The sequence below is a fragment of the Pseudomonas sp. PH1b genome, assembly GCF_000633395.1.
Classification (GTDB): domain Bacteria; phylum Pseudomonadota; class Gammaproteobacteria; order Pseudomonadales; family Pseudomonadaceae; genus Aquipseudomonas.
This window is the reverse complement of the sequence record NZ_AYMU01000060.1, coordinates 1-23034: the sequence shown is the minus strand read 5'-3', so window position 1 is coordinate 23034 and position 23034 is coordinate 1. Positions and strand designations below refer to the sequence as shown.

Annotated in this window: 33 protein-coding genes and 1 pseudogene; 31 read left to right on the top strand and 3 right to left on the bottom strand. The window is 58.0% G+C overall.

Annotation, left to right across the window (positions count from 1 at the left end):
• The 3 genes and pseudogenes from U873_RS0133580 to U873_RS35720 all read right to left on the bottom strand — a co-directional run.
• Nucleotides 1–347: pseudogene (locus U873_RS0133580) on the bottom strand (DUF3102 domain-containing protein); the annotation flags it as partial.
• 11 nt (nucleotides 348–358) lie between these two features.
• A complete protein-coding gene (locus U873_RS0133575; RefSeq protein WP_025132404.1) occupies nucleotides 359–661 on the bottom strand; it encodes a helix-turn-helix domain-containing protein in 303 nt (100 codons plus the stop codon).
• A gap of 12 nt (nucleotides 662–673) precedes the next feature.
• Entirely contained in the window at nucleotides 674–943 is a 270-nt protein-coding gene (locus U873_RS35720; RefSeq protein ID WP_081818756.1) for a DNA-binding protein, read from the bottom strand.
• Nucleotides 944–1065: 122 nt separating this feature from the next.
• Between U873_RS35720 and U873_RS35715 the strand changes: the two genes are divergently transcribed.
• The 31 genes from U873_RS35715 to U873_RS0133430 all read left to right on the top strand — a co-directional run bounded on the left by U873_RS35715 (nucleotide 1066) and on the right by U873_RS0133430 (nucleotide 22814).
• Nucleotides 1066–1533 carry a helix-turn-helix domain-containing protein gene (locus U873_RS35715; RefSeq protein ID WP_081818755.1) on the top strand — a complete coding sequence of 156 codons (468 nt, stop codon included), beginning with the start codon at nucleotides 1066–1068 and terminating at the stop codon, nucleotides 1531–1533.
• A gap of 20 nt (nucleotides 1534–1553) precedes the next feature.
• On the top strand, nucleotides 1554–2225 hold the full coding sequence (locus U873_RS0133565) for a hypothetical protein (RefSeq protein WP_025132402.1): 672 nt from the start codon (nucleotides 1554–1556) through the stop codon (nucleotides 2223–2225).
• A gap of 19 nt (nucleotides 2226–2244) precedes the next feature.
• A complete protein-coding gene (locus U873_RS36835) occupies nucleotides 2245–2778 on the top strand; it encodes a hypothetical protein (RefSeq protein ID WP_157838141.1) in 534 nt (177 codons plus the stop codon).
• Nucleotides 2779–2900: 122 nt separating this feature from the next.
• Nucleotides 2901–3398, top strand: a complete 498-nt coding sequence (locus tag U873_RS0133560) for a hypothetical protein (RefSeq protein WP_025132401.1) — start codon at nucleotides 2901–2903, stop codon at nucleotides 3396–3398.
• Nucleotides 3395–3640 carry a hypothetical protein gene (locus U873_RS0133555; RefSeq protein WP_025132400.1) on the top strand — a complete coding sequence of 82 codons (246 nt, stop codon included), beginning with the start codon at nucleotides 3395–3397 and terminating at the stop codon, nucleotides 3638–3640. Before U873_RS0133560 ends, U873_RS0133555 begins: the two co-directional genes overlap by 4 nt.
• Nucleotides 3641–3816: 176 nt before the next feature.
• Nucleotides 3817–4419 (top strand): hypothetical protein, encoded by a 603-nt coding sequence (locus tag U873_RS0133550; RefSeq protein WP_025132399.1) that lies wholly within the window; start codon nucleotides 3817–3819, stop codon nucleotides 4417–4419.
• A 6-nt stretch (nucleotides 4420–4425) separates the two neighbouring features.
• Entirely contained in the window at nucleotides 4426–4644 is a 219-nt protein-coding gene (locus U873_RS35710) for a TraR/DksA C4-type zinc finger protein (RefSeq protein ID WP_081818754.1), read from the top strand.
• Nucleotides 4641–4946, top strand: coding sequence for a hypothetical protein (locus U873_RS0133545; protein WP_025132398.1), 306 nt, complete (start codon nucleotides 4641–4643; stop codon nucleotides 4944–4946). The genes U873_RS35710 and U873_RS0133545 overlap by 4 nt, the downstream gene beginning before the upstream one ends.
• Nucleotides 4943–5236: a hypothetical protein gene (locus U873_RS0133540; RefSeq protein ID WP_025132397.1), complete on the top strand. Its 294-nt coding sequence runs from the start codon at nucleotides 4943–4945 to the stop codon at nucleotides 5234–5236. Before U873_RS0133545 ends, U873_RS0133540 begins: the two co-directional genes overlap by 4 nt.
• Before the next feature lie 2 nt (nucleotides 5237–5238).
• Nucleotides 5239–5784, top strand: a complete 546-nt coding sequence (locus tag U873_RS0133535) for a phage protein Gp27 family protein (RefSeq protein WP_025132396.1) — start codon at nucleotides 5239–5241, stop codon at nucleotides 5782–5784.
• Complete coding sequence (locus tag U873_RS0133530) at nucleotides 5781–7109, top strand: terminase large subunit domain-containing protein (protein WP_029978874.1); 1329 nt, start codon at nucleotides 5781–5783, stop codon at nucleotides 7107–7109. Before U873_RS0133535 ends, U873_RS0133530 begins: the two co-directional genes overlap by 4 nt.
• Nucleotides 7106–8599, top strand: coding sequence for a DUF935 family protein (locus U873_RS0133525; RefSeq protein ID WP_025132394.1), 1494 nt, complete (start codon nucleotides 7106–7108; stop codon nucleotides 8597–8599). Before U873_RS0133530 ends, U873_RS0133525 begins: the two co-directional genes overlap by 4 nt.
• The gene (locus U873_RS0133520) at nucleotides 8599–9429 is read left to right on the top strand and encodes a phage minor head protein (protein WP_025132393.1); all 831 of its coding nucleotides are present in this window, start codon (nucleotides 8599–8601) and stop codon (nucleotides 9427–9429) included. The genes U873_RS0133525 and U873_RS0133520 overlap by 1 nt, the downstream gene beginning before the upstream one ends.
• 10 nt (nucleotides 9430–9439) lie before the next feature.
• A complete protein-coding gene (locus tag U873_RS0133515; protein WP_025132392.1) occupies nucleotides 9440–9916 on the top strand; it encodes a phage virion morphogenesis protein in 477 nt (158 codons plus the stop codon).
• Nucleotides 9917–10192: 276 nt separating this feature from the next.
• Nucleotides 10193–11257: a peptidase gene (locus U873_RS0133510; RefSeq protein WP_256245367.1), complete on the top strand. Its 1065-nt coding sequence runs from the start codon at nucleotides 10193–10195 to the stop codon at nucleotides 11255–11257.
• A 12-nt stretch (nucleotides 11258–11269) separates the two neighbouring features.
• Nucleotides 11270–12193, top strand: a complete 924-nt coding sequence (locus U873_RS0133505; RefSeq protein WP_025132390.1) for a hypothetical protein — start codon at nucleotides 11270–11272, stop codon at nucleotides 12191–12193.
• Nucleotides 12194–12584: 391 nt separating this feature from the next.
• Nucleotides 12585–12716 (top strand): hypothetical protein, encoded by a 132-nt coding sequence (locus U873_RS37365; RefSeq protein WP_256245364.1) that lies wholly within the window; start codon nucleotides 12585–12587, stop codon nucleotides 12714–12716.
• Nucleotides 12713–13045, top strand: coding sequence for a capsid cement protein (locus U873_RS0133490; protein ID WP_025132389.1), 333 nt, complete (start codon nucleotides 12713–12715; stop codon nucleotides 13043–13045). The genes U873_RS37365 and U873_RS0133490 overlap by 4 nt, the downstream gene beginning before the upstream one ends.
• A gap of 6 nt (nucleotides 13046–13051) precedes the next feature.
• The gene (locus U873_RS0133485; RefSeq protein ID WP_025132388.1) at nucleotides 13052–13486 is read left to right on the top strand and encodes a gp436 family protein; all 435 of its coding nucleotides are present in this window, start codon (nucleotides 13052–13054) and stop codon (nucleotides 13484–13486) included.
• Nucleotides 13483–13965 (top strand): Gp37 family protein, encoded by a 483-nt coding sequence (locus U873_RS0133480; protein ID WP_025132387.1) that lies wholly within the window; start codon nucleotides 13483–13485, stop codon nucleotides 13963–13965. The genes U873_RS0133485 and U873_RS0133480 overlap by 4 nt, the downstream gene beginning before the upstream one ends.
• Nucleotides 13962–14198, top strand: coding sequence for a hypothetical protein (locus U873_RS0133475; protein WP_025132386.1), 237 nt, complete (start codon nucleotides 13962–13964; stop codon nucleotides 14196–14198). The genes U873_RS0133480 and U873_RS0133475 overlap by 4 nt, the downstream gene beginning before the upstream one ends.
• Entirely contained in the window at nucleotides 14198–14458 is a 261-nt protein-coding gene (locus U873_RS0133470) for a hypothetical protein (RefSeq protein ID WP_025132385.1), read from the top strand. The genes U873_RS0133475 and U873_RS0133470 overlap by 1 nt, the downstream gene beginning before the upstream one ends.
• Nucleotides 14455–15879, top strand: a complete 1425-nt coding sequence (locus U873_RS0133465) for a phage tail sheath subtilisin-like domain-containing protein (protein ID WP_025132384.1) — start codon at nucleotides 14455–14457, stop codon at nucleotides 15877–15879. The genes U873_RS0133470 and U873_RS0133465 overlap by 4 nt, the downstream gene beginning before the upstream one ends.
• Nucleotides 15879–16403 (top strand): phage major tail tube protein, encoded by a 525-nt coding sequence (locus tag U873_RS0133460; RefSeq protein WP_025132383.1) that lies wholly within the window; start codon nucleotides 15879–15881, stop codon nucleotides 16401–16403. Before U873_RS0133465 ends, U873_RS0133460 begins: the two co-directional genes overlap by 1 nt.
• 51 nt (nucleotides 16404–16454) lie before the next feature.
• On the top strand, nucleotides 16455–16691 hold the full coding sequence (locus tag U873_RS36830; RefSeq protein ID WP_157838140.1) for a hypothetical protein: 237 nt from the start codon (nucleotides 16455–16457) through the stop codon (nucleotides 16689–16691).
• 170 nt (nucleotides 16692–16861) lie between these two features.
• Nucleotides 16862–17176, top strand: coding sequence for a phage tail assembly protein (locus U873_RS0133455; RefSeq protein WP_025132382.1), 315 nt, complete (start codon nucleotides 16862–16864; stop codon nucleotides 17174–17176).
• Nucleotides 17177–17352: 176 nt separating this feature from the next.
• Entirely contained in the window at nucleotides 17353–20076 is a 2724-nt protein-coding gene (locus U873_RS0133445; RefSeq protein ID WP_025132381.1) for a phage tail tape measure protein, read from the top strand.
• Nucleotides 20076–20957, top strand: coding sequence for a phage tail protein (locus tag U873_RS0133440; RefSeq protein WP_025132380.1), 882 nt, complete (start codon nucleotides 20076–20078; stop codon nucleotides 20955–20957). The genes U873_RS0133445 and U873_RS0133440 overlap by 1 nt, the downstream gene beginning before the upstream one ends.
• Nucleotides 20954–21163 carry a tail protein X gene (locus U873_RS35705; RefSeq protein ID WP_081818753.1) on the top strand — a complete coding sequence of 70 codons (210 nt, stop codon included), beginning with the start codon at nucleotides 20954–20956 and terminating at the stop codon, nucleotides 21161–21163. The genes U873_RS0133440 and U873_RS35705 overlap by 4 nt, the downstream gene beginning before the upstream one ends.
• Complete coding sequence (locus U873_RS0133435) at nucleotides 21151–22263, top strand: phage late control D family protein (protein ID WP_025132379.1); 1113 nt, start codon at nucleotides 21151–21153, stop codon at nucleotides 22261–22263. Before U873_RS35705 ends, U873_RS0133435 begins: the two co-directional genes overlap by 13 nt.
• Nucleotides 22263–22814 carry a phage baseplate assembly protein V gene (locus tag U873_RS0133430; RefSeq protein WP_025132378.1) on the top strand — a complete coding sequence of 184 codons (552 nt, stop codon included), beginning with the start codon at nucleotides 22263–22265 and terminating at the stop codon, nucleotides 22812–22814. Before U873_RS0133435 ends, U873_RS0133430 begins: the two co-directional genes overlap by 1 nt.
• Nucleotides 22815–23034: the final 220 nt, after the last annotated feature.

Genomic DNA, 23034 nt, shown 5'->3' with positions numbered 1-23034 from the left:
TGACTTGGCCGGACGCATACTTTCATCGCTGCTTGTGCCATCTTCTGAGCAATACGAGGTTCAAGTCCCAATTGCTCTTGGACGATATGCAGGAACTCACCATGTCCCTCGATCTCTTTGATGATGATCAAGCGCTTACCTGCTTCTAGCATCGCTTCAGCGCTCTGTGACATATAGAAGCGCACTTCATTGACAAGTCGAGTGCGGTCATACGGCTGACCATCACCGAGCTGCGTGGTCACCTCAGAATTGATGCTGGCCATGGAGTTTTGATTAGCTGTAAGAACTTCGCCGTCCAGAGGGGTAGTTTCAACAGTTGGTGCGAGTTTGCTTTTGGTGCGTGCCATGGTGTTTCTCCTTAGTTCATCGAACCGGCGGCGATACGCTGATTGGTTTCCTGCATGCGCTGAGTCAGGCGCGCCATGTGTTCGGCGTGTGCCTGTGCGATTTGCAACATGCCAATTGAGTGGGCAAAGCGGCCGTTATCAAGCTTCACTGCCAAGCCTTCCTCGATCAGGGTTTGCATGGCGCGGCTGATGTTGCTGGGGCTGTCCTTTGTAAGTTGAGCAAGATCGGTATTGCTGAGGCCGGTGAAGGTGTGGCCTTTTAAGGCCTTGAGTACACGCAGGGCACGAGCAGCAGCAGAAATAGGCTGAGTCATGAATGGCTCCGGTTACGCGGCTTTAGCTGCGACAGCTGGTTTTGATTTGGTGCGGGCGGGATTGGGCTTCAGCCCCAGGGCAACAGCTACGTGGTGTGCTTCGCCACGGTGGCCCTTCAGTCGTCCGCGCAAGAGGTCGACAACGGTCATGCGATCAAAACCCAGGGCCCTGGCCCATTGAGATTTGCAAATGCCATGACTTACAAACCAGGCATTGGCGCTTGTGGGTGTTTGTGGATACGGCAGTGGCGCCGAATCAAGTGACGTTGCGGGGCCGTTCATGGCGCCTCCTGTGTGGTAAATTGCGGCTTTCTTTGGTGGTCTACTGCGGATGCGTTCTTGGCTCACAGCCTCGCTTTTTGTTGTGGTTAAGCGGGGTCATGTGTTGTCCTCTGTGGTGAATAATGGGGAACAATCGTTCCCATGTCAATCTGTGTAGAGGAACAAACGTGCCTTTTTTTGGGGATCGACTGCGTAAGGAAAGGGAACGCCTTGAGTTGAGCCAACAACAGCTAGCGGACTGTTGTGGTGTGACCATGCGATCACAACGAAACTATGAAAAAGGCGAACGACAGCCTGATGTTTCGTACTTGAGTGCATTTGAGCAGGCTGGCGGCGATGTTCTTTACATCGTCACAGGAAAGTATTCGGGCGCTAGAGATGAACCGAGCAAATGTTTAGCAGAGATTGACGTCGAAAGATTGGCTCGAATTGCTGGCATGCTCGAAGGACTCATACAGCAGACTAAGCGTCGATGGCCTGTGCGAGAGTTGGCTATAACTGCGGCAGAGGTTTACAACATTTTGGCTCCCGAACAAGAGTTAGATGGGGCTCAACTTGGGAAGATTTTGAAGCTAGTAGTCAATCGCTGACGTAGTAGATGGAGGTTTTTATGCAGGGTGAGGATGAAAAGCTGGAAAAGATTAAGGCAAGGTTGACCGAGAGTTTCGGTTCATTTCCTTTGGCCGAAGATGAAACGCCTCCATCGCAGATAAAGGTAAAAGGGAATAATGCGAATATTAACTTCGGCACACAGCTTAACTTTCCTGGAAAACCACTCCCGCGGGCTCTGTTAGCTGTCCAGAGGAAAGAGCTTCATGAGTTACGAGCTAAGTGTGAAGAGCTTGGGGATGATCCGTGGGAAACTTGGCGTAGTGTCCATGCCCATCTGTCTGTCAGCTCAATTGATGATATCTGTGCAGAAGATTTTCAGAAGGCAAAAAATGTTCTTCAAGATCGACTTGAACAGTTGCAGGAGATCGCTGACAAGCGACGCCTCACGGATCGGATTTTACGGTTAGCAGCAGAGAAAGACGCGACAAGGGAAATGAATGATTTTTGCGACTTGACGTTTGGGCGAACCGAGCTGACACAGCTCAAGCGTGAAGAGCTACGGCAGGTCCTTGGATTCCTTAAGAGCTTCCAAGGTCAGTCAGTCCCTTCCTCTATCCAGGGGGGAGATTCCTCTGGAGCATTGGCGCTTCGAGAGTTCTTGATTATCTACAAATGGAATTCATTTGGTCTGTTTGTTTTTGGAGTTCTAGTCGGAAGATTTTGGTTCTAATGTAAACAGGGAGATATTTATGGCAAAGGTAAAGCGCAGAACGTGGAAGGATATGGGGGCAGCTGAAAAGGCTGCTCTGGTCTCGTTATGGGTACTTATAGCTGGAGCGTTGTATTGGGTTGTGGTGGCTACCTCACCTCGCCCACAACCCGAAGCCGAGTCAAAATTGGAGCCCGTTAAGGCCGTAAGCACATACACAAGTGCAAGCGAACAAGCTCTTCTCAGTGCAACCAAGCACGTCGAAGATCTGGATACGGCGATGCTTGATAGTATTGCGGTCCTCAAAAGCGGACAGCTGAAGGAAATTGGTGCTCAGAGCCGGCGATTTAATACACTGGTTGACTCCGGTAAAACGCAATTCGGTGACTCGGTTTTCGAACCGCTAGGGCAATGTTTTTCTGCTGGTATTTATGCCAGTTTGTGGTGGCAGTCTCAGCGAGCTGCTGCGATGAATGCTGGGGTGGAAAAGATCCCTGGTTCAATTCAAGACGCATTGAAATCGTATAAGACAGCCCGCGACGCTTGTCTGGTATCCGCTACCCCAGCAGCTTAAAGTTGCACTTAATCAGATCTCTTTAAACTCGATTAAAAGCCTTCCTGTCCCACGCCGCCGATCATGGCGGCGTGTGTATTTCTGGCGTCCGAAACTTGCGGCGCCATTACAGGAGGCGTCCGATGCGACCCGAAACCCCTCGCGGCATCCGCAACTTCAACCCCGGTAATATCCGCCACGCGAAAGGCACTCGCTGGCAAGGCATGGCAGTCCTCCAGGGCGATAAATCGTTCGTCCAGTTCAATGCCCCGCGTTGGGGTATTCGCGCCATCGCTCGGGTACTGATCACCTATCAAGACAAACGTCTGGCCGCCGATGGCAGCCGGATCGATAGCGTGCGCGAGATCATCGAGCGCTGGGCTCCAGCGACTGAGAACGATACCGAGGCCTACACGCTGACCGTGGCCCGAGCGATGGGGCTCGATCCCAACTACGAAGGTCTGGACGTATACGACTACACCACCATGCGCGCCCTGGTACTGGCCATCATTCGTCACGAAAACGGCCCAGGTCCGTTGCCTGGTGGTCTGTGGTACGGCGAGTCTGTTATCGCCGATGGCCTGGCCTTGGCGGGTGTCGAGCGTGGCATCCAGCACGGTGGCTTCGGGGTGGCAGCATGAAGCTGATCGACAATTGCCATTGCTGCTGGAAGCTCCATAGCGTCCAGCTGGCTATCGTCATCGCGTTGCTGGGCCTCCTGCAGGTGACCATCCTGCCCATGTGGGAAGCCCAGCTTTCCCCCTCGATCTACGCAATGGTCAACAGCGTGTTGGCTGTTCTGTTGTTCATCGCTCGCCTGGTCCGGCAAGGGCCAGGCCAACCTGATCAGGGGGGCAGCCATGAGACTGAACCTCTTCAGTAGAGCTTTCGCGGCACTGCTGGTGGGGCTGGCGGGCATGTGTCGCTGGCCCTCTCCAGGCAGTGATGCGGGTACCTGGAGCCGATCCAGTGCCATGCCCCCTTATCGCCACGGCAAGACCGGCATAGCAGCAGCCAAACGCCGTGCGCGGCAGTCCCGCAACCGTATGAGACATCGCCATGGTCGCGCTTGATCGGCTGCCATCAGGGATTCTGGTGGCCGCGCTGGCTTGCGTAATCAGTGCAGCGGCTGCCGGTTCAATCGCCTACGGCTTCGGCTTCCGGTATGCCGAGGCCCAGGGCAAAACCAATCAGTCGAACCTTGCGGCTGAGCACGCTGAACAGGCCTTGGCGGCTGAGGGGGCAAACCGACTACAGCTGCTGCAGCAGGTTGCCCGTGCGAACGAAGCCGAGGCCTTGCTGCTCGCCACCTTTGACCGACACGCAGAAGAGAAGCGTCAGCTCCAGGAGCGAATTCCCCATGTCACAACGAACTACATTCCGGCGCCTGGCGCAGTTGCTAAGCCTATTCCTCGTTGCGTGTTCACTGCTGGTTGGCTGCGCGACTTCAACACCGCCCTCGGTGTGCCCGCCCCAGGACCGGGCACCGCTGTCACCGCTGCTGAAAAAGCGGCCTGGCCCACCCCCGGCACTGACGCCGAGTTACTGGAAAGCGGCGTCACTCCCGCAGACATTCTTGCCCATGCCCAGGACTACGGCGTGTGGGCCAGAGCCAACCTTGCCCAGCTCAATGCCTTGCTTGATCTCCAGGAAAAGGACTGACGCCCTATGGATGTAGCTGAACCCGCTACAGATGACGACATCAGCGATTCGGAACTGCGTGTTCGCAACAGTAGTTTGCGACGTAGCTCCGGTCGTTCAGCTTACCGCTGCGATGAATGCGGCGATGCAATTCCTGAAGATCAACGCCAGGAAAACCCTGGTATCGAACATTGCTTTGACTGCATAGACGCCTTGGAACACATGGCCACGCGGGGTTTTGAATGAACCTAGAACAACTCAACTTCAGCTTCACTGCCGTTCAGTGGGTCGTGCTCACGGTCATTGGTATCTACACCTGGTTCACCAACCGCCAGGCGGCCAGCGCTCAGGAACTGCTGGAGCTGCGTACTCGTATCGTCGCGCTGGAAGAGCACGTCCGCCACCTGCCTGACCAGACTGCCGTCACCGATTTGCTGGGCGACATGAAGGCGGTACGAGCCGAGCTGTCGGGGGTCAAGGAAGCGCTTGGCCCTTTAGCCCGTTCGCTGGACCGGATCAATGATTACTTGCTGCGAGAGAAGACATGACCCAATACGCCGCCTTTCTGCGTGAAGATTATCGCCTGGTGATTCTACGCCTGCTGGCCGAGACAACCGGTTACCGGGCCAACAGCTCGGTGCTGACCATGGCCTTGGATAGCTTTGGCCATACGCTCAGCCGTGACCAGGTTAAAACCGAGCTGCACTGGTTGGCCGAGCAAGGCGCAATAACTGTTTCCGATGTTGGCCCAGTACTCGTGGCCACCCTCACCGAGCGTGGCCAAGACATCGCGGCAGGACGTGCGCGGGTGCCAGGTATCAAGCGGCCGGGGGCATAACCATGGCGGGCAAGTCGTCCATCAATCGTCTGCCGCCAATGGTCAAGGCGTACATCCAGAAGCTGCTGCGCAAAGACTGCATGACGCTGAATGAAATGCTGGCCGATATCCAGTCGCGCTTTCCCAACGAGAAAGCCCCCAGCCGCAGCGCGTTGGGGCGTTTCAAGCAGGGCTTCGATCTGCTGACTGAGAAAACACGACAGCACCGCGAGCAGGCCGAAGCCTTCGTGGGCGCCTTTGGGGAAGATGCATCTGACAAGACCGGCGCCTTGCTGGTCGAGGCCATTTCGACGTTGGCCTACCAGGCCGCCATGGGCGCCCATGAGAAAGATGATGTCACCACCAAGGAAGTGGCCGAGTTGGCACGGGCGGCAAAGAACACTATGCAGGCCCGCACCCTCAGTATCAAAGAACGCCAGGCTATCGAGAAAGCTGCACAGGAGCGCCTGGTGCGCGAACAGCAAGGCAAGCTGGATGAACTGGGCAAGTCGGGTGCGTTGTCAGTAGAAACCCTGCAGCGCATTCGACAAGAGGTCTATGGGCTATGAGCATCCTACAGCCCGCCTTACCGCTGTTCGCCTACCAGAAAAAATGGCTGCGCGACCGTGAGCGTTTCAAGATTGGGATGTTTGCCCGCCAGACCGGCAAGACCTTCACCAGTACCCTGGAAATCGTCGATGACTGTTTCGAGGCTGAATCCCGTGGCAGTCGTACCCGCTGGGTCATTCTGTCCCGTGGTGAACGCCAGGCCAAGGAAGCCATGGACGAAGGCGTCAAGAAGCATTGCCGCGCTTACAACCTGGCGGTGCAGGAGATCGAGGGCGAGTTCAAAGGATCTTCTGGCGAACGCTTCACCATGTTGGACGTGGTCTTGCCGGGCGGTTCGAAGATCACCGCCTTGCCCGCCAACCCCGATACCGCACGGGGGTTTAGCGCCAATGTATTCCTGGACGAATTCGCCTTTCACCAGGACAGTCGAAAGATCTGGACGGCCTTGTTTCCCGTGATCTCCAACGGCTGGAAGCTGCGTATCACCAGCACCCCGAACGGCAAGGGTAATAAGTTCTATGAGCTGATGACTGATAAGAAGCTGGCCGAGATCTGGTCGCGGCATACGGTCGATATTCACGCTGCTGTTGCTGACGGTCTACCTCGGGACATCGAGCAGATGCGCACCGCCCTCAATGATGAGGACGCCTGGGCGCAGGAATTTGAATTGCAGTGGCTGGATGAAGCCAGTGCCTGGTTGAGCTTTGAACTGATCAACGATGTGGAACATGACCAGGCCGGTCGCCCGGAGCTCTACAGCGGTGGGCCGTGTTTTGTGGGTGTCGATATCGGCATCCGCAATGACTTGTACGTGATCTGGGTGCTGGAACAGGTTGGCGATGTGTACTGGACGCGGGAAATCATCACCCGTAAACGCGCGTCCTTCCTGGAGCAAGACGCTCTGCTCGATGACGTGTTCGCTCGTTACCGGGTGTTGCGTTGCTGCATGGACCAAACCGGTATGGGTGAAAAGCCAGTGGAAGATGCCAAGCGGCGGCACGGCTCGATGCGGGTCGAAGGGGTGATTTTCAACACCGCCAGCAAGCTGACCATGGCCACCCGTGGCAAGGAAGTGTTCCAGGACAAGCAGATTCGTATTCCCCTGGGTGACGCCGAACTGCGTAACGACCTGCACAAACTTCAGAAGATCGCCGGGCCTACAGGGGCGCCACGCTTTGTGGCCGAATCCGACGTGGCCGGTCACGCCGACCGGACCTGGGCGGGCTTTCTAGCGTTGAATGCCAGTGACGGCCCGAATGGCCCGGTCACCGTTAAGTCTCGCCGCCCGCGTCAGGGCACCCGCATCACCCAGGGGTACGCATGAACAAGAAAGGTGTGTGGGTCACCCCCACAGAATTCGTCAACTTCGCCGAACCGAAGCACAAGGGTCTGACCGAACATATCGCCAGTCGGGCGCGCAGCTTCGATGCCCAGGCGCTGGGCATGTACCTGCCCAACCCCGACCCGATCCTCAAGGCCCAGGGTAAGGACATCACGGTCTATCGGGATCTGCGCAGCTCAGCCCTGGTTGGCGGCAACATCCGCCGCCGAAAGTCGTCGGTACTTGCCCTGGAGCGCGACTTGAAACGCGGCAATGCCCCGGTGCGGGTTGAGCGTTTTGTTCGTGACTGGTTGGCTGACCTCGATCTCGACCGGATTATTCGCGAGATGCTGGACGCGCCGCTTTTCGGGTTTCAGCCCATCGAAGTGATGTGGCGTCCACTCGGGTTGAGCATTGTCCCCGAGGATCTGCTGGGCAAGCCAGCCGAGTGGTTCCTCTACGACCAGGAAAACAATCTGCGTTTCCGGGCTCGCGATGCTGGGCTGACCGGCGAGCTATGCGACCCGCAACGCTTTGTTGTGGCCCGCCAGGACGCGACCTACAACAACCCGTATGGATTCCCTGACCTGTCCATGTGCTTCTGGCCAGTGATCTTCATGAAGGGCGGCCTGAAGTTCTGGGTCCAGTTCACAGAGAAATACGGCTCGCCCTGGGTGATTGGCAAACACCCCCGAGGAGCAAGTACTGGCGAGACCGATCTGCTGCTCGACAGTCTGGAGGCGATGGTCCAGGACGCCGTTGCTGCCATCCCGAATGACTCCAGCGTCGATATCATCGAAGCGGCTGGGAAGGCTGGCAGTGCTGAGGTCTACCGCGAGCTACTGGTCTACTGCCGTAGTGAGATCAACGTCGGGCTGTTGGGGCAAAACCAAACCACCGAATCCAACAGCAACAGAGCTAGCGCTACAGCGGGTCTTGAGGTGCTCAAAGACATCCGCGATGGCGACAAAGGCATTGTCGCGACGACCATTAACGCGGTCATTCGCCGAGTCGTCGATTTGAACTTCGGCGAGAGCGTGGCCGCTCCGGTGTACGAGCTATGGGAACAAGAGGAGATCGACAAGACGCAGGCCGACCGCGACAAGTCGTTGACTGAAGCGGGTGTGAAATTTACACCGCAGTACTGGAAGCGCACCTACAACCTGCAGGATGGTGATCTGGACGAGACCCCGACCCCAGCAGGCTCCTCAGAGTTTGCTGAGGCGTCCCTCAAGCCCATTCTCGACCAAGTAGCACTTGATCAAGCCATCAATAGCCTTCCCGCCGTTTTGCTCCAGGAGCAAGGCGAACAGGCCGCTGCCTCTGTGATCGATGCCCTGTTGCGCGCTCGTACCGACACCGAGGCACTCGGCCTGTTGGCGGAAGCTTATCCGACCATGGATGACCAGGCGCTGCAGGAGAACCTCACGCGCCTGCTGTTCATGGCCGACATCTGGGGCCGCTTGAATGCCAGTGCGGATCGGGAAGACTGATGGCCACCACAACTAAGAGCCCAACCCCGGCCGACCTCAAGGCCATCTTCGGCCTTGAGCCAAGCAACGCTATTGCGTACTTGAAGAGCAAGGGCTACGCGGTCACTTGGGATTGGCGGGACATGCTCGACAAGGCGCACGACCAGGCTTTCACCGTAGCAAAGGCCATGCGCCTGGATCTGCTGTCGGACATTCGTGGGGCGCTGGAGACGGCCCTGCAGGAAGGTCAGACCCTTAAGCAATTCATTGCCGCCCTGCAGCCCACGCTTGAGTCGCAAGGCTGGTGGGGCAAACAGGTGATTGTCGACAGTGACGGCGTCGGCGAGTTGGTCCAGTTGGGCAGTCCGCGCCGTCTCAAGACCATCTATCAAACCAACCTGCAGAGCGCCTATATGGCTGGCCGCAAGGCCGAGATGGAGCAAACCACCGAGACTCATCCGTACTGGATGTACGTGGCCATCCTGGACGGCAAGACCCGGCCCAGTCACCGTGCGCTGCACGGCCAGGTGTTCCGCCACGATGATCCGATCTGGTCCGCGATCTATCCACCCAATGGATTCAACTGCCGTTGCCGTGTTGTCGCTCTGAGTGAAGCCGCAGTGAAGCGCCGAGGCCTGAAGATTGTGTCGAGTGATGGGCGTATGTTCACCGAGACCGTGGAAACTGGCATCGACAAACGTACCGGTGAGGTACGCACAGCGCCCATCACCGGAATCCGCACCACCGATGCAGCGGGCAAGCCCATCACCTTCCGCACTGACCCTGGCTTTAATCACGCACCAGGTACTGGCTTGGCCGACATGCTGAAACGCAAACAGGCAGCCGCTTAGGAGGCTTGAAATGTTCACCATCGAACTGGATCACCAACGTCTGCAGACAGCCTTGCGTCGCGTTGAGTGGGCCGTAGGGGATCTGGCGCCACTGATGCGCGGCATTGCCGCCGAGCTGGCCAGCGAGACTGAGGAAAACTTCAGCGAAGAAGGTCGCCCCGACTGGGAAGACCTGTCAGACGTAACCACCGAACGCCGAGCCAAGCACGGCAACTGGCCTGGTCAGATGCTGCAGGTCAGCGCTGCAGGTTTGGCTGCCTCGATCACTACTCGGGCGACCGATAGCTCCGCCCTGGTCGGCAGCAACAAACCCTATGCCGCCATGATGCAGTTTGGTGGGGATCAATCAGACTTCCCGCATCTCTGGGGTGACATTCCAGGTCGTCCTTTTCTACCAATGGACACTGAGGGCGAACTACAGCCTGAAGCAGAGGAAGCAATCCTGGAACTCGCATTGAGCCACCTTGAAAGAGCCGCTCGCCTGTAAGCTCCACAGAGGCACTTGTGCACGCATACAGCTCCGGTTCATCAAACCGTACAGGTGAAGAACGCTGTAAACGCTTTATAAAGCTCTGTTGCCTTACTCCCATCCTGCTGCGCGGGTGCCCACGGCACCCTGATCGCATCAACACCGCCCCGACACTCTTTAAACTCGATTAAAAGCCTTGGGCCATTCATTGGCCCAGTCTGTGCGCATCACCTTCAATGAAGCGCACCGACCATGAAGCCACTCCACATATTCAAGCCGGGCAACCACATCACCATGAGTGGCGCCTGCATTTCCTTTGGCGAGTCCGATCTGGCCGCCACGGTACTCGCCTACGATCCAGCGTTGCATGAGGCCCCGTTGGTCATTGGCCATCCCAAGCACGATGCACCTGCAGCCGGTTGGGTCAAATCGCTTTCGACTGCCGCTGACGGCCTGATCGCAGTTCCACACGAGGTTGATGTGGCCTTCGCGGATCTGGTGGCGCAAAAGAAATTCAAGAAGATCTCTGCCTCCTTCTATCACCCCGACGCCGCCAACAACCCGGTGCCAGGCGTGTACTACCTGCGTCATGTCGGCTTTCTCGGCGCTCAACCGCCGTCAGTCAAAGGGCTTCGCCCCATCGAACTGGCGGAGGACGAGGAGGGCGTCGTCGAGTTCGGTGACTTCGGCGATAGCGTTTCGGCCGGAGTCTTCCGCCGCCTGCGCGAGTGGCTCATCGACAAGTTCAGTCAGGAAGACGCTGACCGCGTTGTTCCTGGTTGGGACGTGGACAACTTACTGGCGGAGTCCCGCCGCGAAGTCGACAGCCCCGCATTCACCGAACCCACCCCACCCAACAAACCCACCACCGAGGAACACCCCGTGAACCCAGCGGAAAAAGCCGCCCTGGAGGCGGAAAACACTCGCCTCAAAACTCAGTTGGCCGCACATCAGGAACGGGAGCAGAAGGAACAGGCTGCCCAACGTCATACCAAGAACCTGGCTTTCGCTGAAGGCCTGGTCGGTGCAGGCAAGCTGCTGCCCAAACACACCGCCGCACTGATCGCTGCCCTGGACTTCGCTGAAGCAGGTGATGCACCGCTGGAGTTCGGTGAAGGCGCTCAACGCAAGCCGGTTATCGAAGGCCTTAAGGCGATCTTCGACGACCTGCCGCAACAGATCGACTTCGCCGAACAGGCGAGCAAGGACCGCCAGGGCGATCTGCATGTACCTACCGATCTGGAGTTCGCCGAGAAGAACACCGACCCCGACCGCCTCAGCTTGCACAACCGTGCAGCTGCCCTGGCGGCCGACAAGAACATCCCCTACGAGTCGGCAGTTCGCCAGCTCATCAAGTAACAAGGAGTCATCATGGCTGATCGTTTGAGCAAGCTGCGGATCGTTGACCCGGTCCTCACCAATCTGGCGCGGGGCTATCGCAACGCCCAATACATCGGCGAGGGCCTGTTCCCTATCGCGCTGATGGATAAGGAAGCCGGGGTTGTTCCGTTGTTCGGTAAGGAGGCTTTCGAGGTCTACGATACCGAGCGGGCAATCCGTGCCCAGTCCAACATCATGACCCCGGATGATGTGGACGGCCTCGACGTGGTACTTCGCGAACATGACCTCGCCTATCCCGTGGACTACCGCGAGAAGAACGAGTCCATGTTCGACGCTGAGTCGCGGGCCTCCCGTCGTGTCGTCAACGCTATCGATCTGCGCCGCGAAGTGGCCTGCGCCAAGCTGGCGCAAAGCCCTAACACTTTCCTTGCTGGTGCCAAGGTGACCTTGTCGGGCTCCAGCCAATGGAGCAACGGCGGTGGTGACCCCATTGCAGTGGTCGAGCAAGGCAAGGAAGTGGTTCGCAGCCGAATCGGCATTCGCCCCAATACCATGACCATGGGCGCCTCGGTGTATCAGTCACTGAAGTTTCACCCAAAGCTCCAGGAAGCCTTGGGCTCGACCGAACGCAAGTTGATCACCGTTGAACACCTGAAAGCCCTGTTCGGTATCCAGGATGTCCTGATCGGCGAATCCCTGGCGGGTTCGGTCAACACCTCCGATATCTGGAGCGACAACATGACGTTGGCCTATGTGGCCAAGCCTGCAGCTGGCGCCCAGGCCGACCACGACGAACCGAGCTTCGGCTACACCCTGCGCCGTAAGGGTATGCCCGAGATCGATACCTATGACGGCTCGGGCGGCAAAGTGCGCTTCGTTCGTAACACTGACATCTATAAGCCTGTGGTCGTGGGCGCTGATGCCGGTTACCTGATTTCCGATATCAACGGCTGAGGTTTCCATGGCTGCTAAAAAGACAGGACAAGACCAGGACAGTACTTCGGAAAAGGCTGCTGACGCGGCTCCGGGTAGTGTCAGCCAGGCCGCTGCAGTCCCCCCAGTTGCTGGAGCACTTTCGCAATCAGGCGCTGCGCCAGCGAGCGAACAGTCCGGCGCTCCAGCTGCAAATGCAGTTCCCGTAGCCCCGGCCGCCCCTTCATCCGGCACAGCGACAGCTGATGCAACTTCCTCATCACTCACCCTAACGGGTGATGGGGCCGACAGTGATCTTGGCGGGCCCCTTGATCAGTTTCGGGCAGGGCTGAGTGTCTCGCAGCGGTCCACACCTCCTGCCTCAGCACTTCAAGACAGTGCTCTAGGGGCCGGAAAGTTACCTGGTTACCTGGTGACCGATGTGTCGTCCGTGCTGCATGACGGCACCTGGTATCACCAGGGCGATGACATTTTCCTGAACGACAAGGACGCGGCGCCGCTGTTGGACCGCCGAATTATCAAACCGTCCCGGAGCGAAAAATGAAGACTCAACAACCTGTTCTCATCACCTCGGTGGTCGCTCTGGTCGATCTTCCGCGCAACCGCTTTGCCAACTTCGCGGGTGGCTTGTGCGCGGCCGGTGCCAAGGCCCTGGGTACGGTTCAAGCCGATACCGAAGCCGATAGCGTGGCACCCGTCAGTGCCCTGGGTATCTGCCTGGTCGTGGCCGGTGCTGCAGTGACGGCCGGTGCCGAGGTCGAGTCGGACGCCTCGGGGCGTGCGGTGACTCTCGCTACCGGTAAGTCCAACGGCTTCGCCATGGATGCAGCGACTGCTGCAGGCGATGTCATTCGTATCGTCCGGGGAATCTGACCAGTCATGCGCTACTGCACCCGTGATGACATCGGGCGGGCCATTCCTGAGCTGACCCTTGTTCAGCTCTCGAACGATGACCCCGCAGCCGAGCAGCCCAACGAGAACGTGATCGAGGATGCCGTCCGCCAGGCAGAAGAGCTGGTTGATGGCTATCTACGAGGCCGCTACGACTTGCCGCTCAATCCGGTGCCCACCGTGTTGCGGGATGCAGTGGTGTACCTGGCTCGGCACTGGTTGTATCAGCGCCGTCCTGAAGGTGCTTTGCCTGATGCGGTGAAGGACAGCCGCAAGGACACCATCAAGCTCCTGGAGAGCATCCGTGACGGTGTTGTCACCTTGGGCATGCCCAGCGGGCAAGCCGCGCCAGAGCCTGGTGAGATCCATGTTCGCGCACGTCGCCAGCAGTTTGGTGGAGATCTCTGGGAGCGATACAAATGAGCCAGCCCAAAACCCAAACCGAGCAACTGCTGGACGCCATGCGTGTCCGCCTGCAGGAGGCCTTCGGCAAGTTGCTGATGGTCGAGCTGTTTCCTGAAAACCCAGCGGGTTACCGCTTGAATCACCCTCACGGTGCGATTTTGCTGGCCTACGGCAAATCCACCTTTGGCGGTTCCGAGGCCGGTGACTCCATGTTCCAGGCCCGCAACATCGTCATCAGACTGACCCTGGTGTTTCGCCAACTCAATGGCAAGGACGGAGTGGTCAGCTACTTGGATCAGATCCGCGCTTGCCTGACGGGCTGGTTCGCTCCGCACTGCGACCAGGCCTGTCGCCCGGTGGCCGAACAGTTTATCGGCCAGGTCAGCGGCCTCTGGCAGTACGGGCAGGACTTTGCAATGCGCGCCACTCAACTGCAGGCGCCAGCCCCAATCGGTCCACCTCTGTCGCCCAACCTCCAATTTGAGGAGAACCCATGAACCTTACCCGCTACATCTACACCGGCCCACAAAGCGCCGCCTCCCTGCGGGTAGGCGCCACTCGCCAGCTGCTGGAAGTGCAACTGCATACTGGCGAAAGCGTAGAGTTACCTGCAGACCACGAGTACACCAAGGTGTTGCTGGAGCTGAAGCATTTGCAGGCACTGCCGGTGGAGGCCAAAGCCTCATCCAAGTCTGCTGCCGAGACTGCCCCCAAAGGAGCGAAGTCTTAATGGCCAGCTCCTCTGAACGCGACTTCATCGCGCGCCAACAGGTAATCCGTCAGGCCATGCTCGGTGTTCTCTATGAGAAGCGTAAAGCCGGGCAGTCGGGATTCTCGCGAGACCTGACGCATACCTTGGGGCATGACCCACAAGAATGTGTATTCGCGCTTGAGTTCCTGGTTGAGATGGGACTGATCCGTCACGAGTCCATTCATTGTCGGATCACCGCGCAGGGCATTACTTACTTTGAGCAAGGGGAGTCGGCATGAGCGCCAACTACGTACACGGTATTGAAACCACCGAGATCGAGCGCGGCCCTCGGGCCATCAAGGTGGTCAAGTCAGCAGTTATTGCGCTGGTCGGCACCGCACCTATCGGCCCAGTCAATGAGCTGACCCTTTGCTTGACCGAGGGCGACGCTGCCCAGTTCGGCACCCACCTCACCGGATTCAGCATCCCGGAGACCCTGGACGGCATCTATGACTTCGGCGCCGGTACGGTGCTTGTGGTCAACGTGCTTGATCCTGCAATCCACCGAACCAATGTACCTGGCCAGGTGAAGCAGTTCGGGGACAACGACCTGTTGCAACTGGGACACGGGGCCTTGCAACTGCTGACGCTGAAACCAGCAGAGGGCGACAGTGCCTATGTGCTGGGCACTGACTACGCCGTGGACATGTTGACCGGCCGGGTGAAACGACTGACCACCGGCAGTATTCCCGCCAATGCCCAGGTGAAAGCGGATTACACCCATGCTGACCCGTCCAAGGTCACGCCTGCCGAGATCATCGGCGCGGTGACCGTGGCAGGCCGACGCACCGGGTTGAAGGCGTTCCAGGACAGCTACAACACCCTGGGGTTCTTCTCGAAAATCTTCATCGCGCCTGGGTTCAGTACCCTGAACTCGGTCAGCGTCGAGCTGATATCGGAAGCAACCAAAGTCAGTGGGGTTGCCTACATCGATGCGCCTATCGGCACCACGGTGCAACAGGTGATCGCCGGTCGTGGCCCTGCAGGCGCTATCAACTTCAACAGCAGCAGTGACCGTGTTCGTCTCTGCTACCCGCACGTCAAGGTGTACGACGCCGCCACCAATGGCGAGCGCCTGCAGCCGCTGTCGATTCGTGCTGCGGGCCTGCGGGCCAAGGTGGACCAGGACAAGGGGTACTGGTGGAGCAGCTCCAACCAGGAGATGCTCGGCGTGATTGGTCTTGAGCGTCCGCTGACGGCGCGGATCGATGATCCGAACAGCGAAGTCAACCTGCTGAACGAAGTAGGCATCACCACCGCCTTCAACTCATTCGGCACCGGTCTTCGTTTGTGGGGCAACCGCACAGCGGCTTGGCCGACCGTGACCCACATGCGCAACTTCGAAAGCGTCCGGCGTACCAAGGACGTTGTCGACGAGTCGATTCGTTACAGCTCGCTGCAGTTCGTGGACATGCCGATCACCAACTCGCTCATCACCAGCATCACCGAGAGCGTCAACCTGTTCCTGCGCAAGCTGATCGGCGATGAAGCCCTGATCGGCGGTGAGTGCTGGTATGACCCGGCGCGCAACCCTCAGACGGAGCTGGAACAAGGGCATGCGTTGTTCAACTACAAGCTGACCGTGCCGCTGCCATTTGAGCGCGGAACATTTGAAACCGAAATCACCGGGGAATACCTGGTCAACCTGGGAGCCCAATAATGGCCGGTTTTAGTGCACACCGCGTTTCCAACGCCGCAATCTATATCGACGGTGCCAGCTTCTTCGGCCGCGCCGAAGAGATCGATCTCGGCTCGATTAAAACCGTGACCAGTGACTTTCAGGGACTGGGGATGGTCGGCCTCATCGAACTGCCAGACGGCATCGATAAACTCGAAGGCAAGATCATCTGGAACAGCGTGTACTACGACGCTGCAATCAAGCTGGTGACCCCGTTCAAGAGCGTACAACTGCAATGTCGCTCCAACCTCCAGGTGTTCAACAACGGTGGCCTGGTAAACGAGGTCGCCCTGGTCACGATGATGACCATTACTGGCAAGGAATATCAGCTGGGCAGTCACAAGCCACGAGATCCGACCAAGTATGAAACGCCATTCTCGGCGACATACGTGCGTCAGGTACTGGATGGACAGGAGGTGGTGTTGCTCGACTACCTGGCCAACATCTTCCGCGTAGGCGGTCAGGACCAGTTGTCCAAGTACCGGCAGAACATTGGTCAGGCTTGAGTCACTCTGGCAAACCGAGCTGTATCGAATCGTTTGATATTGGAGGTGGTCATGTCCTTGACTCCTAAACAACAAGCTGACAATTGGGACGCGTCGAATGCCATTGTGACTGTGATTGATAGCCAGGTTCGCCGGGACATCGATCTTGTTCGCGCACAGCAATACTGGAGCAAAGTGTTGGAAGACACCCCGACCGCTGTGTTGGTGCAAGCATTGAGTTATGCATTGGCGACCGGTCGCTATCAGATCACACCGCGTTGCCAGTGCCAGTGCCGCCGACACTGCTGATGCATGACCAGGACTAGCTCCAAGGGAGCCGCCAGGACGGTAACCCGAAGCCCCGCCAATTGTGTGGGGCTTCGTCTTTAAACTCGATTAAAAGCCAGTGCCACGACCAGGTGCGATGCTCAGGGCTCATTTAGAGCAACTGATCAATCGATCAACCTGGAGTAACGAACGTGGCCGACAAACTCAGTATCCCCCTCAAGTTTCCCTTCACCTCCGCAGCTGGTGTGAAAATCAACTCGCTGCCCATCACCCGACTCAAGCGCAAAGATATCAGCGCCGCTCAGGCCTACACCAAGGACGAGCACGTGCTGGAGGACTTCCTGCTCGCCAAAATGACCGGCCTCACCATCGAAGACTTGATGGACCTGGACATCGCCGACAACCAGAAGATTGTTGAGGTGTTTCGGGAAATGGCTGGCGGAGGAGACCTTGCTGCAATCCTGGGACGAAGCACTGTTGCTGGTGCTGAGGATGCAGCCGTCTGAGATCGACGAGCTGAACATGGACCGGTACTGGTTCTGGGTTGACGTGTGCAGGCGAGAAATCGACCGCCGTGTCGAGATTGCCGAACAGGCACAGCGCTAACCATCCGCTCACTCGTACCACCCGGCGCCCCTGATCTTGGGGCGCCCCCTCAATCAGATAGCCAGCAGAGTACTTTATGGCGAATGAAGTCTTAGTCGGCCTGCGAATAGGCGCCGCTGTATCGGGCTCCTTGAGTGCCGCATTCGGTTCTGCTCGGTCAACTGTGCAGCAACTCGGACGTGCGACTGATGGTCTTACGGCCAAGCAAAGGCTTATCGGGACTGAACTGGCCGCGTCCCTCGCTCGGGGCGGCGCGGGCATCGAGCGCATGCGCCGCCAATATGACCAGGTCGGCCGAGCGATTGAGCAGTTGAAGGTCAAGCAAGAAGGCCTCAACGCCAGTATTGCCAGAGGCGTCACGCTCAAAAACCAACGCAGTGAGCTGCGTGGCCAGGCCATGGAGACCTTGGGCACAGCCGCAGTTGTCGGCGCTCCTATTGTGCAGTCGTTGCGAACAGCCATCGACTTCAAGGACCAGACTCGTGACATCGCCATTACGGGTGGATTCGACGAGGCCGAGGAAAAGGATCTCAGCGACGTGATGCGCGGTGCTGCGTTGAAATGGAACCAGACGCAGACTGAAGTTGCCAAGGGTACTGGTGTACTGATTGCAGGTGGTATTTCCAGTGCGAAGGAGTTGGCTGCTTACGCCCCTATCATGGCAAAAGCGGCAACATCCACTCGGGCGAGTATGGATGACCTTGGCTCAGTAGCCATCGCGCTGAATGACAATCTCGGGATTGGTGCAGAAGGCCTGGAGCGAGCCATGAACATGCTTGCTTACGCGGGTGATCGCGGCCAGTTTGAACTGGCGGACATGGCCAAATGGCTTCCGCAGTTGACGCCGCAGTTCGCCGCCCTGGGGATTACTGGAGAGCGTGCCGTTGCTGAAATTGGCGCATCTCTGCAGATTGCACGTAAGGGGGCCGGTAGTAATGACGAGGCTGCCAACAACTTCAAAAACTTCCTTTCTAAGCTGACTTCTCCGGATACTTTGAAAGCGTTTAATGACGCTGGCATCGATATCAAACAGTCGTTGAACAATATGATTAAGAATGGCCTGACACCGACTCAGGCGATGCTTGATGTTGTCACCAAGTACATGGGGACAAAGGGACCGGAAGCGGCTGAACAACTTCAGAAGGTTATGGAAATTAAAGATGGAAAAGAGCGAGAGATTGCACTTAATCGTCTAAATGAAGCCTACAAACTGGGTGAGCTTTTTCGTGACCAGCAAGCGTTGTCTTACATCCGGCCGGCGCTGGCCAACCGTGCGGAGGGGGCGGACATCCAGAAAGGCAGTGCGAGCGCGGCGGATAAAGGGGTTCTTGATGATAAATGGCAAAAGCGTATGGGGAGTGCAAAGGAGCAACTGAAAGCACTGACAATCAGCTTGTCCGAGGTAGGCATTTCTTTGGGCGGAGCGCTTCTACCTTCTCTTGTAGAGATTACTCAGGCAATTGTTCCGGTCGTTCGATCATTTGCTGTTTGGGCGGAAAACAATCCAGCCCTGGTCAGTGGCGTTGTAAAAGCAGTCGCCAGTATCGTCGCGCTGAAGTTGGCATTCATTGGTGTGAAGTATGGCGCCAACCTTGGGCTGAGCGCGCTCAATAGTGCAGGCACCATGATGTCGTTACTGTCAGGCAAGACAGCTCTGCTGAGAGCTTCAATGCTGGCGACTCGCTTTGCTCCTCTGATATCGGGAGTCAGTGGCTTGACTGCATTGCTGCCTGGTCTTACTGCCGCGACAGCTGCGTTCGGCGCCACTCTCGCGGCTACACCTATTGGATGGATCATTGCTGGCATCGCCGCCGTCGTGGTGGCTGGACTTCTGATCTACAAATACTGGGAACCTATCAAGGCATGGGTCACTGGTTTTTTCTCCGGATTTATTGAGGGTATCAAGCCAATCCGCGAAGCTTTTGCCGCTGCTTTTGAGCCCCTGGCCCCTTTGCTATCGAGTGTGGGAGCACTTCTGAAACCGGTGATCCAGTGGTTTAAAGAGTTCTTTAGCCCCGTCCAGGCGACAGGCGACTCGCTCGGCCGGGCAACCTGGTCAGGGGTCGAATTTGGACGGGTTGTCGGGGCCGTCTTTTCGGCGCTATTCACTCCTGCTCGCTGGCTTCTGGAACTCATTGCAGAGATCCCCCAGGCCTTCAGTGGCGGGCTTAGTGGTGTTGCCTCGTTGATCATTAACTTCTCGCCTACCGGGCTGTTTTACAAAGCCTTCGCGGGGGTGATGAGCTACTTCGGAATCGAGCTGCCTGGGAAGTTCACCGAGTTTGGCAGCATGCTGATAACGGGTCTGATCAACGGCATCGGCAATATGGTTGGGTCACTCAAAGACACCGTTCTTGGTGTCGCTGGCTCAGTCAAAGGCTGGTTCACCGAGACCCTCGGCATTCAGTCGCCTAGCCGCGTGTTCATGGGGTACGGCGCAAACATCAGTGAAGGCGCCGTCATCGGGATCAGCTCTCAGGCGGGCCTGGTTCGCAACGCCGCTTTGGGCATGGCAGCACAATCGAAGGTTGATCTGCTCCCTCCCGATCCTGCAGCTGTCTCCAAGGCCAGCATGATGGGAAGCGGTGGTGGAGCCTCGGCGGGCGCTGCTCCTGGTGCAGGTGGTCCGCCGACCTTCCACTATTCACCTCAGATCAATGTGCCTGGCGGGCCTGGCGTGCGTGACCAGGTCAACCAGGCGCTGCAGGTCGGTTATGCCGACTTTGTGCGGTTCATTGAGCGTTACGAGTACGACAAGCAACGTCGCAGCTACGGGCCTGCAGGCGGAGGTAACGCCTGATGTTCGCGATCCTGGGCGAGATTGAATTTACCGTTGCCGGTGGCATCAGCGGCATGGAGCAGCGCGGATCGGCTGACTGGGCGGAACACACCCGTATCCAGGGCAAGCCCTTGTTGGAATGGATCGGTGAAGGGTTGGATGAAGTAAACCTGACCATCGAACTGCACTCCGTCCTAGGCGACCCCGAGGCGCGGCTGCGGGCCTTGCGTCTGGCCAAAAAAAAGCATGAGCCCCTGGCGCTCGTGATGGGGAGCGGCGAGTACTTGGGCCCGTTTGTCGTCACCAACGTCAGCAACGTCATCCGTCGCGCGACGGATAAAGGCCAGATCAGGTCGGCCTCGGTCCAAGTAAGCCTGAAGGAGTACACGGGGGCGTTTACTCGCAAGGTTCTTCGTCCTGGCCTGCTCGATCCGGCGGTCAGTGGAACTTCTGCAGCAGTGACAGGTTCACCTGGTCTCATCTCGCGGATGCTGCCATCACCCAGCACAACCCAACTGGTGATCGGGCACGCGAAAACTGCCGGTAACGTGCTGAAGGCCGGTCAGAACCTTTATGAGACGGTCAAAAGCGGTAATGCCTCGATGATCCTTGGCCAAGTCCCCCAGTTGCTGGGAGTGACCGCTCGGGCAATCGAGCCACTGCAGGGACTCAAGGACGCGGCTGGCCTGCTCGATGACGGCTCCGACTTGTCGCGGCTGGGCGAGGATGTGCTCTCCAGCGTCATGGGGTCTCGCTCCAGCCTGGACCCGGTAGACCTGGGCAACATCGTTGACCGGTTCGCCGCATCGAGAGAGTCACTTGGCCAGGCGCTGACAAAGATGGATGGCGCCAGTACTCGACTGTCCGGCCTGGCCGCGCAGGTCCTCACGAGGAAGGCATGATGTTTCTAGTCCATGTCACCACTGAGGGAGAACGCTGGGATCAATTGGCTTGGCGCTACTACGGTGATGCTCACCGCTATTTGCCGATCGTTGAGGCCAACCCTCATGTGCCGATCACAGCTGCTTTACCTGCAGGCTTGACCCTGGCCATCCCCATCCTTGAACCCGAACCAGCAGCGGAGGATCTACCGCCATGGATGCGATAACACCTGCACAGGTGCCCGAGGCGCGCTTCGTGCTGACGTACCAGCAGCGCAATATCACGCGGAACATCAGCGACCACCTGTTATCACTGACTTACCAGGACTTCCTGACGGGCGAAGCCGATAACCTGGATGTCGAGCTTGAAGACTCGGAGGGCAAGTGGCGAGACGCTTGGTATCCGGGGCACGGCGATACCTTGGCGCTGTCCATCGGATGGGCTGGGCAGCCTCTACGAACCGTTGGCCGGTTTGAGATCGACGGTATCGAGCTGCGTTGCCCGCCCTCGACGATCACCATTCGTGCCCTGGGCACGGGCATCAACAGCCCTTTGCGCACGCCGGAACACAAGGCCTACGAGAACACCACGTTGGATGCAGTGGCCAAGCAGGTTGCCGCACGCCAAGGGCTGGTCCTGGTGGGCAGCATCGAGCCAATCAAGCTTGACCGACTGACGCAGCAAGAGTCGGACCTGGTCTTTCTGCGTAAGCTGGCCGAGGAGTATGACTATGCCTTCAAGGTCACCGGCAACAAGATGGTGTTTCACGCAATCAGTGAACTGGCCAGAGGTGCGCCAGTGGCCACTCAAGTCCTCGGCGACCTGGCCAACGTCAACCTACGGGACCAGATCCGCGACATTCCCAAAGCCGTGAAGGTAAAACACAAAGACCCCGCGCAAAAAAAGCTGGTCGCCTACGACATCGTCAACGGCGAGACCGTCGCGGTCCCCAGCAGCGCGAGCAAGACCACCACAAGCGGCGACACAAAGAAGAAACGTAAGCGCACCGCCTCGGCAGAAGAAGCCAAGGCAAAAGCTAAAGCTGAGCTGGCCAAGGCCAATCGGGAGCGTACAAAGGGCAGTTGGACCGCAATGGGCCGCCCAAACCTGGTTAGCGGGAACATCGTCACCCTGGCGGCCGCTGGCAAGCTTGGAGGCAACTACCTGATCACATCCGCTCGCCATGAAATGACTCGCAGTGGTGGCTACATCGTTGACATGGAGTCGTGCCGGATCTCGGCGCCCTCGATCTCCATGACGCTGGAAAACACCAAGCCTGACCTGGCTCTTTCGACCTATGGCATCGAGCACGAGGTGATCGCCTGATGGGCGTTGAATTGGAGTACGGCGAAGTCAGTGCCGTGGACTACATGACCTGCCGTATCCGGGTGCGCCTGGATGAGCGGGATGGTGTCGAGAGCTACTGGCTCAACGTGCCCCAGCGCAACACGCAGGGCACCAAGCGCCGCCCATTGATGCCCGAGCTGGGTGAGCAGGTTGCGGTGTTGCTTGATGCCGATGGCGTGGATGGTGTGTATCTGGGCGGGGTCTATTCAACAGCAGAACCGCCGCCCGTTGTCGATGAGGACTCGGACTATGTACGTTTCAGCGACGGGACTGTCTCGACCTACGACCGTGCGGCTGGGGTCATGATGCTGGACTGTGTGGGGGCTTTGCTTGTGAAGTGCGGGCGGAATATCACGGTTGAAGCTGGGGAGCCGGTGGTGGTCAGGGCGCCTGCAGCGACATTAGATATCCCGCAGGTCACGCTGAATGGAAACCTGCAGATGAACGGCGAACTGCAGGTCAATGGCAACGTCAACGCCAGTGGAACGATCATGGACGCCGCTGGAAACTCGAACCATCACACCCACTAGCTCTCTTTAAACTCGATTAAAAGCCATCCTGGGCAGGCCCATACATCATGGGCCCATGACCACGCCTACTCCCTATACCAGCATCACCGCCGCCCACTGGCAACCCGCCCTCGGTACTTCCGGTGAGGTGGTCGAGGGCCTGCGCGACATCGACCAGGCCATACGCATCATCCTGACCACCCCCAAGGGCAGTGATGCACACCGGCCGGAATTCGGCAGC

What these genes read in the sequence shown, in the direction of transcription:
- U873_RS0133575 (WP_025132404.1), bottom strand. Translation starts at nt 661, where the DNA reads ATGACTCAGCCTATTTCTGCTGCTGCTCGTGCCCTGCGTGTACTCAAG.
- U873_RS35720 (WP_081818756.1), bottom strand. Translation starts at nt 943, where the DNA reads ATGAACGGCCCCGCAACGTCACTTGATTCGGCGCCACTGCCGTATCCA.
- U873_RS35715 (WP_081818755.1), top strand. Translation starts at nt 1,066, where the DNA reads ATGGGGAACAATCGTTCCCATGTCAATCTGTGTAGAGGAACAAACGTG.
- U873_RS0133565 (WP_025132402.1), top strand. Translation starts at nt 1,554, where the DNA reads ATGCAGGGTGAGGATGAAAAGCTGGAAAAGATTAAGGCAAGGTTGACC.
- U873_RS36835 (WP_157838141.1), top strand. Translation starts at nt 2,245, where the DNA reads ATGGCAAAGGTAAAGCGCAGAACGTGGAAGGATATGGGGGCAGCTGAA.
- U873_RS0133560 (WP_025132401.1), top strand. Translation starts at nt 2,901, where the DNA reads ATGCGACCCGAAACCCCTCGCGGCATCCGCAACTTCAACCCCGGTAAT.
- U873_RS0133555 (WP_025132400.1), top strand. Translation starts at nt 3,395, where the DNA reads ATGAAGCTGATCGACAATTGCCATTGCTGCTGGAAGCTCCATAGCGTC.
- U873_RS0133550 (WP_025132399.1), top strand. Translation starts at nt 3,817, where the DNA reads ATGGTCGCGCTTGATCGGCTGCCATCAGGGATTCTGGTGGCCGCGCTG.
- U873_RS35710 (WP_081818754.1), top strand. Translation starts at nt 4,426, where the DNA reads ATGGATGTAGCTGAACCCGCTACAGATGACGACATCAGCGATTCGGAA.
- U873_RS0133545 (WP_025132398.1), top strand. Translation starts at nt 4,641, where the DNA reads ATGAACCTAGAACAACTCAACTTCAGCTTCACTGCCGTTCAGTGGGTC.
- U873_RS0133540 (WP_025132397.1), top strand. Translation starts at nt 4,943, where the DNA reads ATGACCCAATACGCCGCCTTTCTGCGTGAAGATTATCGCCTGGTGATT.
- U873_RS0133535 (WP_025132396.1), top strand. Translation starts at nt 5,239, where the DNA reads ATGGCGGGCAAGTCGTCCATCAATCGTCTGCCGCCAATGGTCAAGGCG.
- U873_RS0133530 (WP_029978874.1), top strand. Translation starts at nt 5,781, where the DNA reads ATGAGCATCCTACAGCCCGCCTTACCGCTGTTCGCCTACCAGAAAAAA.
- U873_RS0133525 (WP_025132394.1), top strand. Translation starts at nt 7,106, where the DNA reads ATGAACAAGAAAGGTGTGTGGGTCACCCCCACAGAATTCGTCAACTTC.
- U873_RS0133520 (WP_025132393.1), top strand. Translation starts at nt 8,599, where the DNA reads ATGGCCACCACAACTAAGAGCCCAACCCCGGCCGACCTCAAGGCCATC.
- U873_RS0133515 (WP_025132392.1), top strand. Translation starts at nt 9,440, where the DNA reads ATGTTCACCATCGAACTGGATCACCAACGTCTGCAGACAGCCTTGCGT.
- U873_RS0133510 (WP_256245367.1), top strand. Translation starts at nt 10,193, where the DNA reads ATGAGTGGCGCCTGCATTTCCTTTGGCGAGTCCGATCTGGCCGCCACG.
- U873_RS0133505 (WP_025132390.1), top strand. Translation starts at nt 11,270, where the DNA reads ATGGCTGATCGTTTGAGCAAGCTGCGGATCGTTGACCCGGTCCTCACC.
- U873_RS0133490 (WP_025132389.1), top strand. Translation starts at nt 12,713, where the DNA reads ATGAAGACTCAACAACCTGTTCTCATCACCTCGGTGGTCGCTCTGGTC.
- U873_RS0133485 (WP_025132388.1), top strand. Translation starts at nt 13,052, where the DNA reads ATGCGCTACTGCACCCGTGATGACATCGGGCGGGCCATTCCTGAGCTG.
- U873_RS0133480 (WP_025132387.1), top strand. Translation starts at nt 13,483, where the DNA reads ATGAGCCAGCCCAAAACCCAAACCGAGCAACTGCTGGACGCCATGCGT.
- U873_RS0133475 (WP_025132386.1), top strand. Translation starts at nt 13,962, where the DNA reads ATGAACCTTACCCGCTACATCTACACCGGCCCACAAAGCGCCGCCTCC.
- U873_RS0133470 (WP_025132385.1), top strand. Translation starts at nt 14,198, where the DNA reads ATGGCCAGCTCCTCTGAACGCGACTTCATCGCGCGCCAACAGGTAATC.
- U873_RS0133465 (WP_025132384.1), top strand. Translation starts at nt 14,455, where the DNA reads ATGAGCGCCAACTACGTACACGGTATTGAAACCACCGAGATCGAGCGC.
- U873_RS0133460 (WP_025132383.1), top strand. Translation starts at nt 15,879, where the DNA reads ATGGCCGGTTTTAGTGCACACCGCGTTTCCAACGCCGCAATCTATATC.
- U873_RS36830 (WP_157838140.1), top strand. Translation starts at nt 16,455, where the DNA reads ATGTCCTTGACTCCTAAACAACAAGCTGACAATTGGGACGCGTCGAAT.
- U873_RS0133445 (WP_025132381.1), top strand. Translation starts at nt 17,353, where the DNA reads ATGGCGAATGAAGTCTTAGTCGGCCTGCGAATAGGCGCCGCTGTATCG.
- U873_RS0133440 (WP_025132380.1), top strand. Translation starts at nt 20,076, where the DNA reads ATGTTCGCGATCCTGGGCGAGATTGAATTTACCGTTGCCGGTGGCATC.
- U873_RS35705 (WP_081818753.1), top strand. Translation starts at nt 20,954, where the DNA reads ATGATGTTTCTAGTCCATGTCACCACTGAGGGAGAACGCTGGGATCAA.
- U873_RS0133435 (WP_025132379.1), top strand. Translation starts at nt 21,151, where the DNA reads ATGGATGCGATAACACCTGCACAGGTGCCCGAGGCGCGCTTCGTGCTG.
- U873_RS0133430 (WP_025132378.1), top strand. Translation starts at nt 22,263, where the DNA reads ATGGGCGTTGAATTGGAGTACGGCGAAGTCAGTGCCGTGGACTACATG.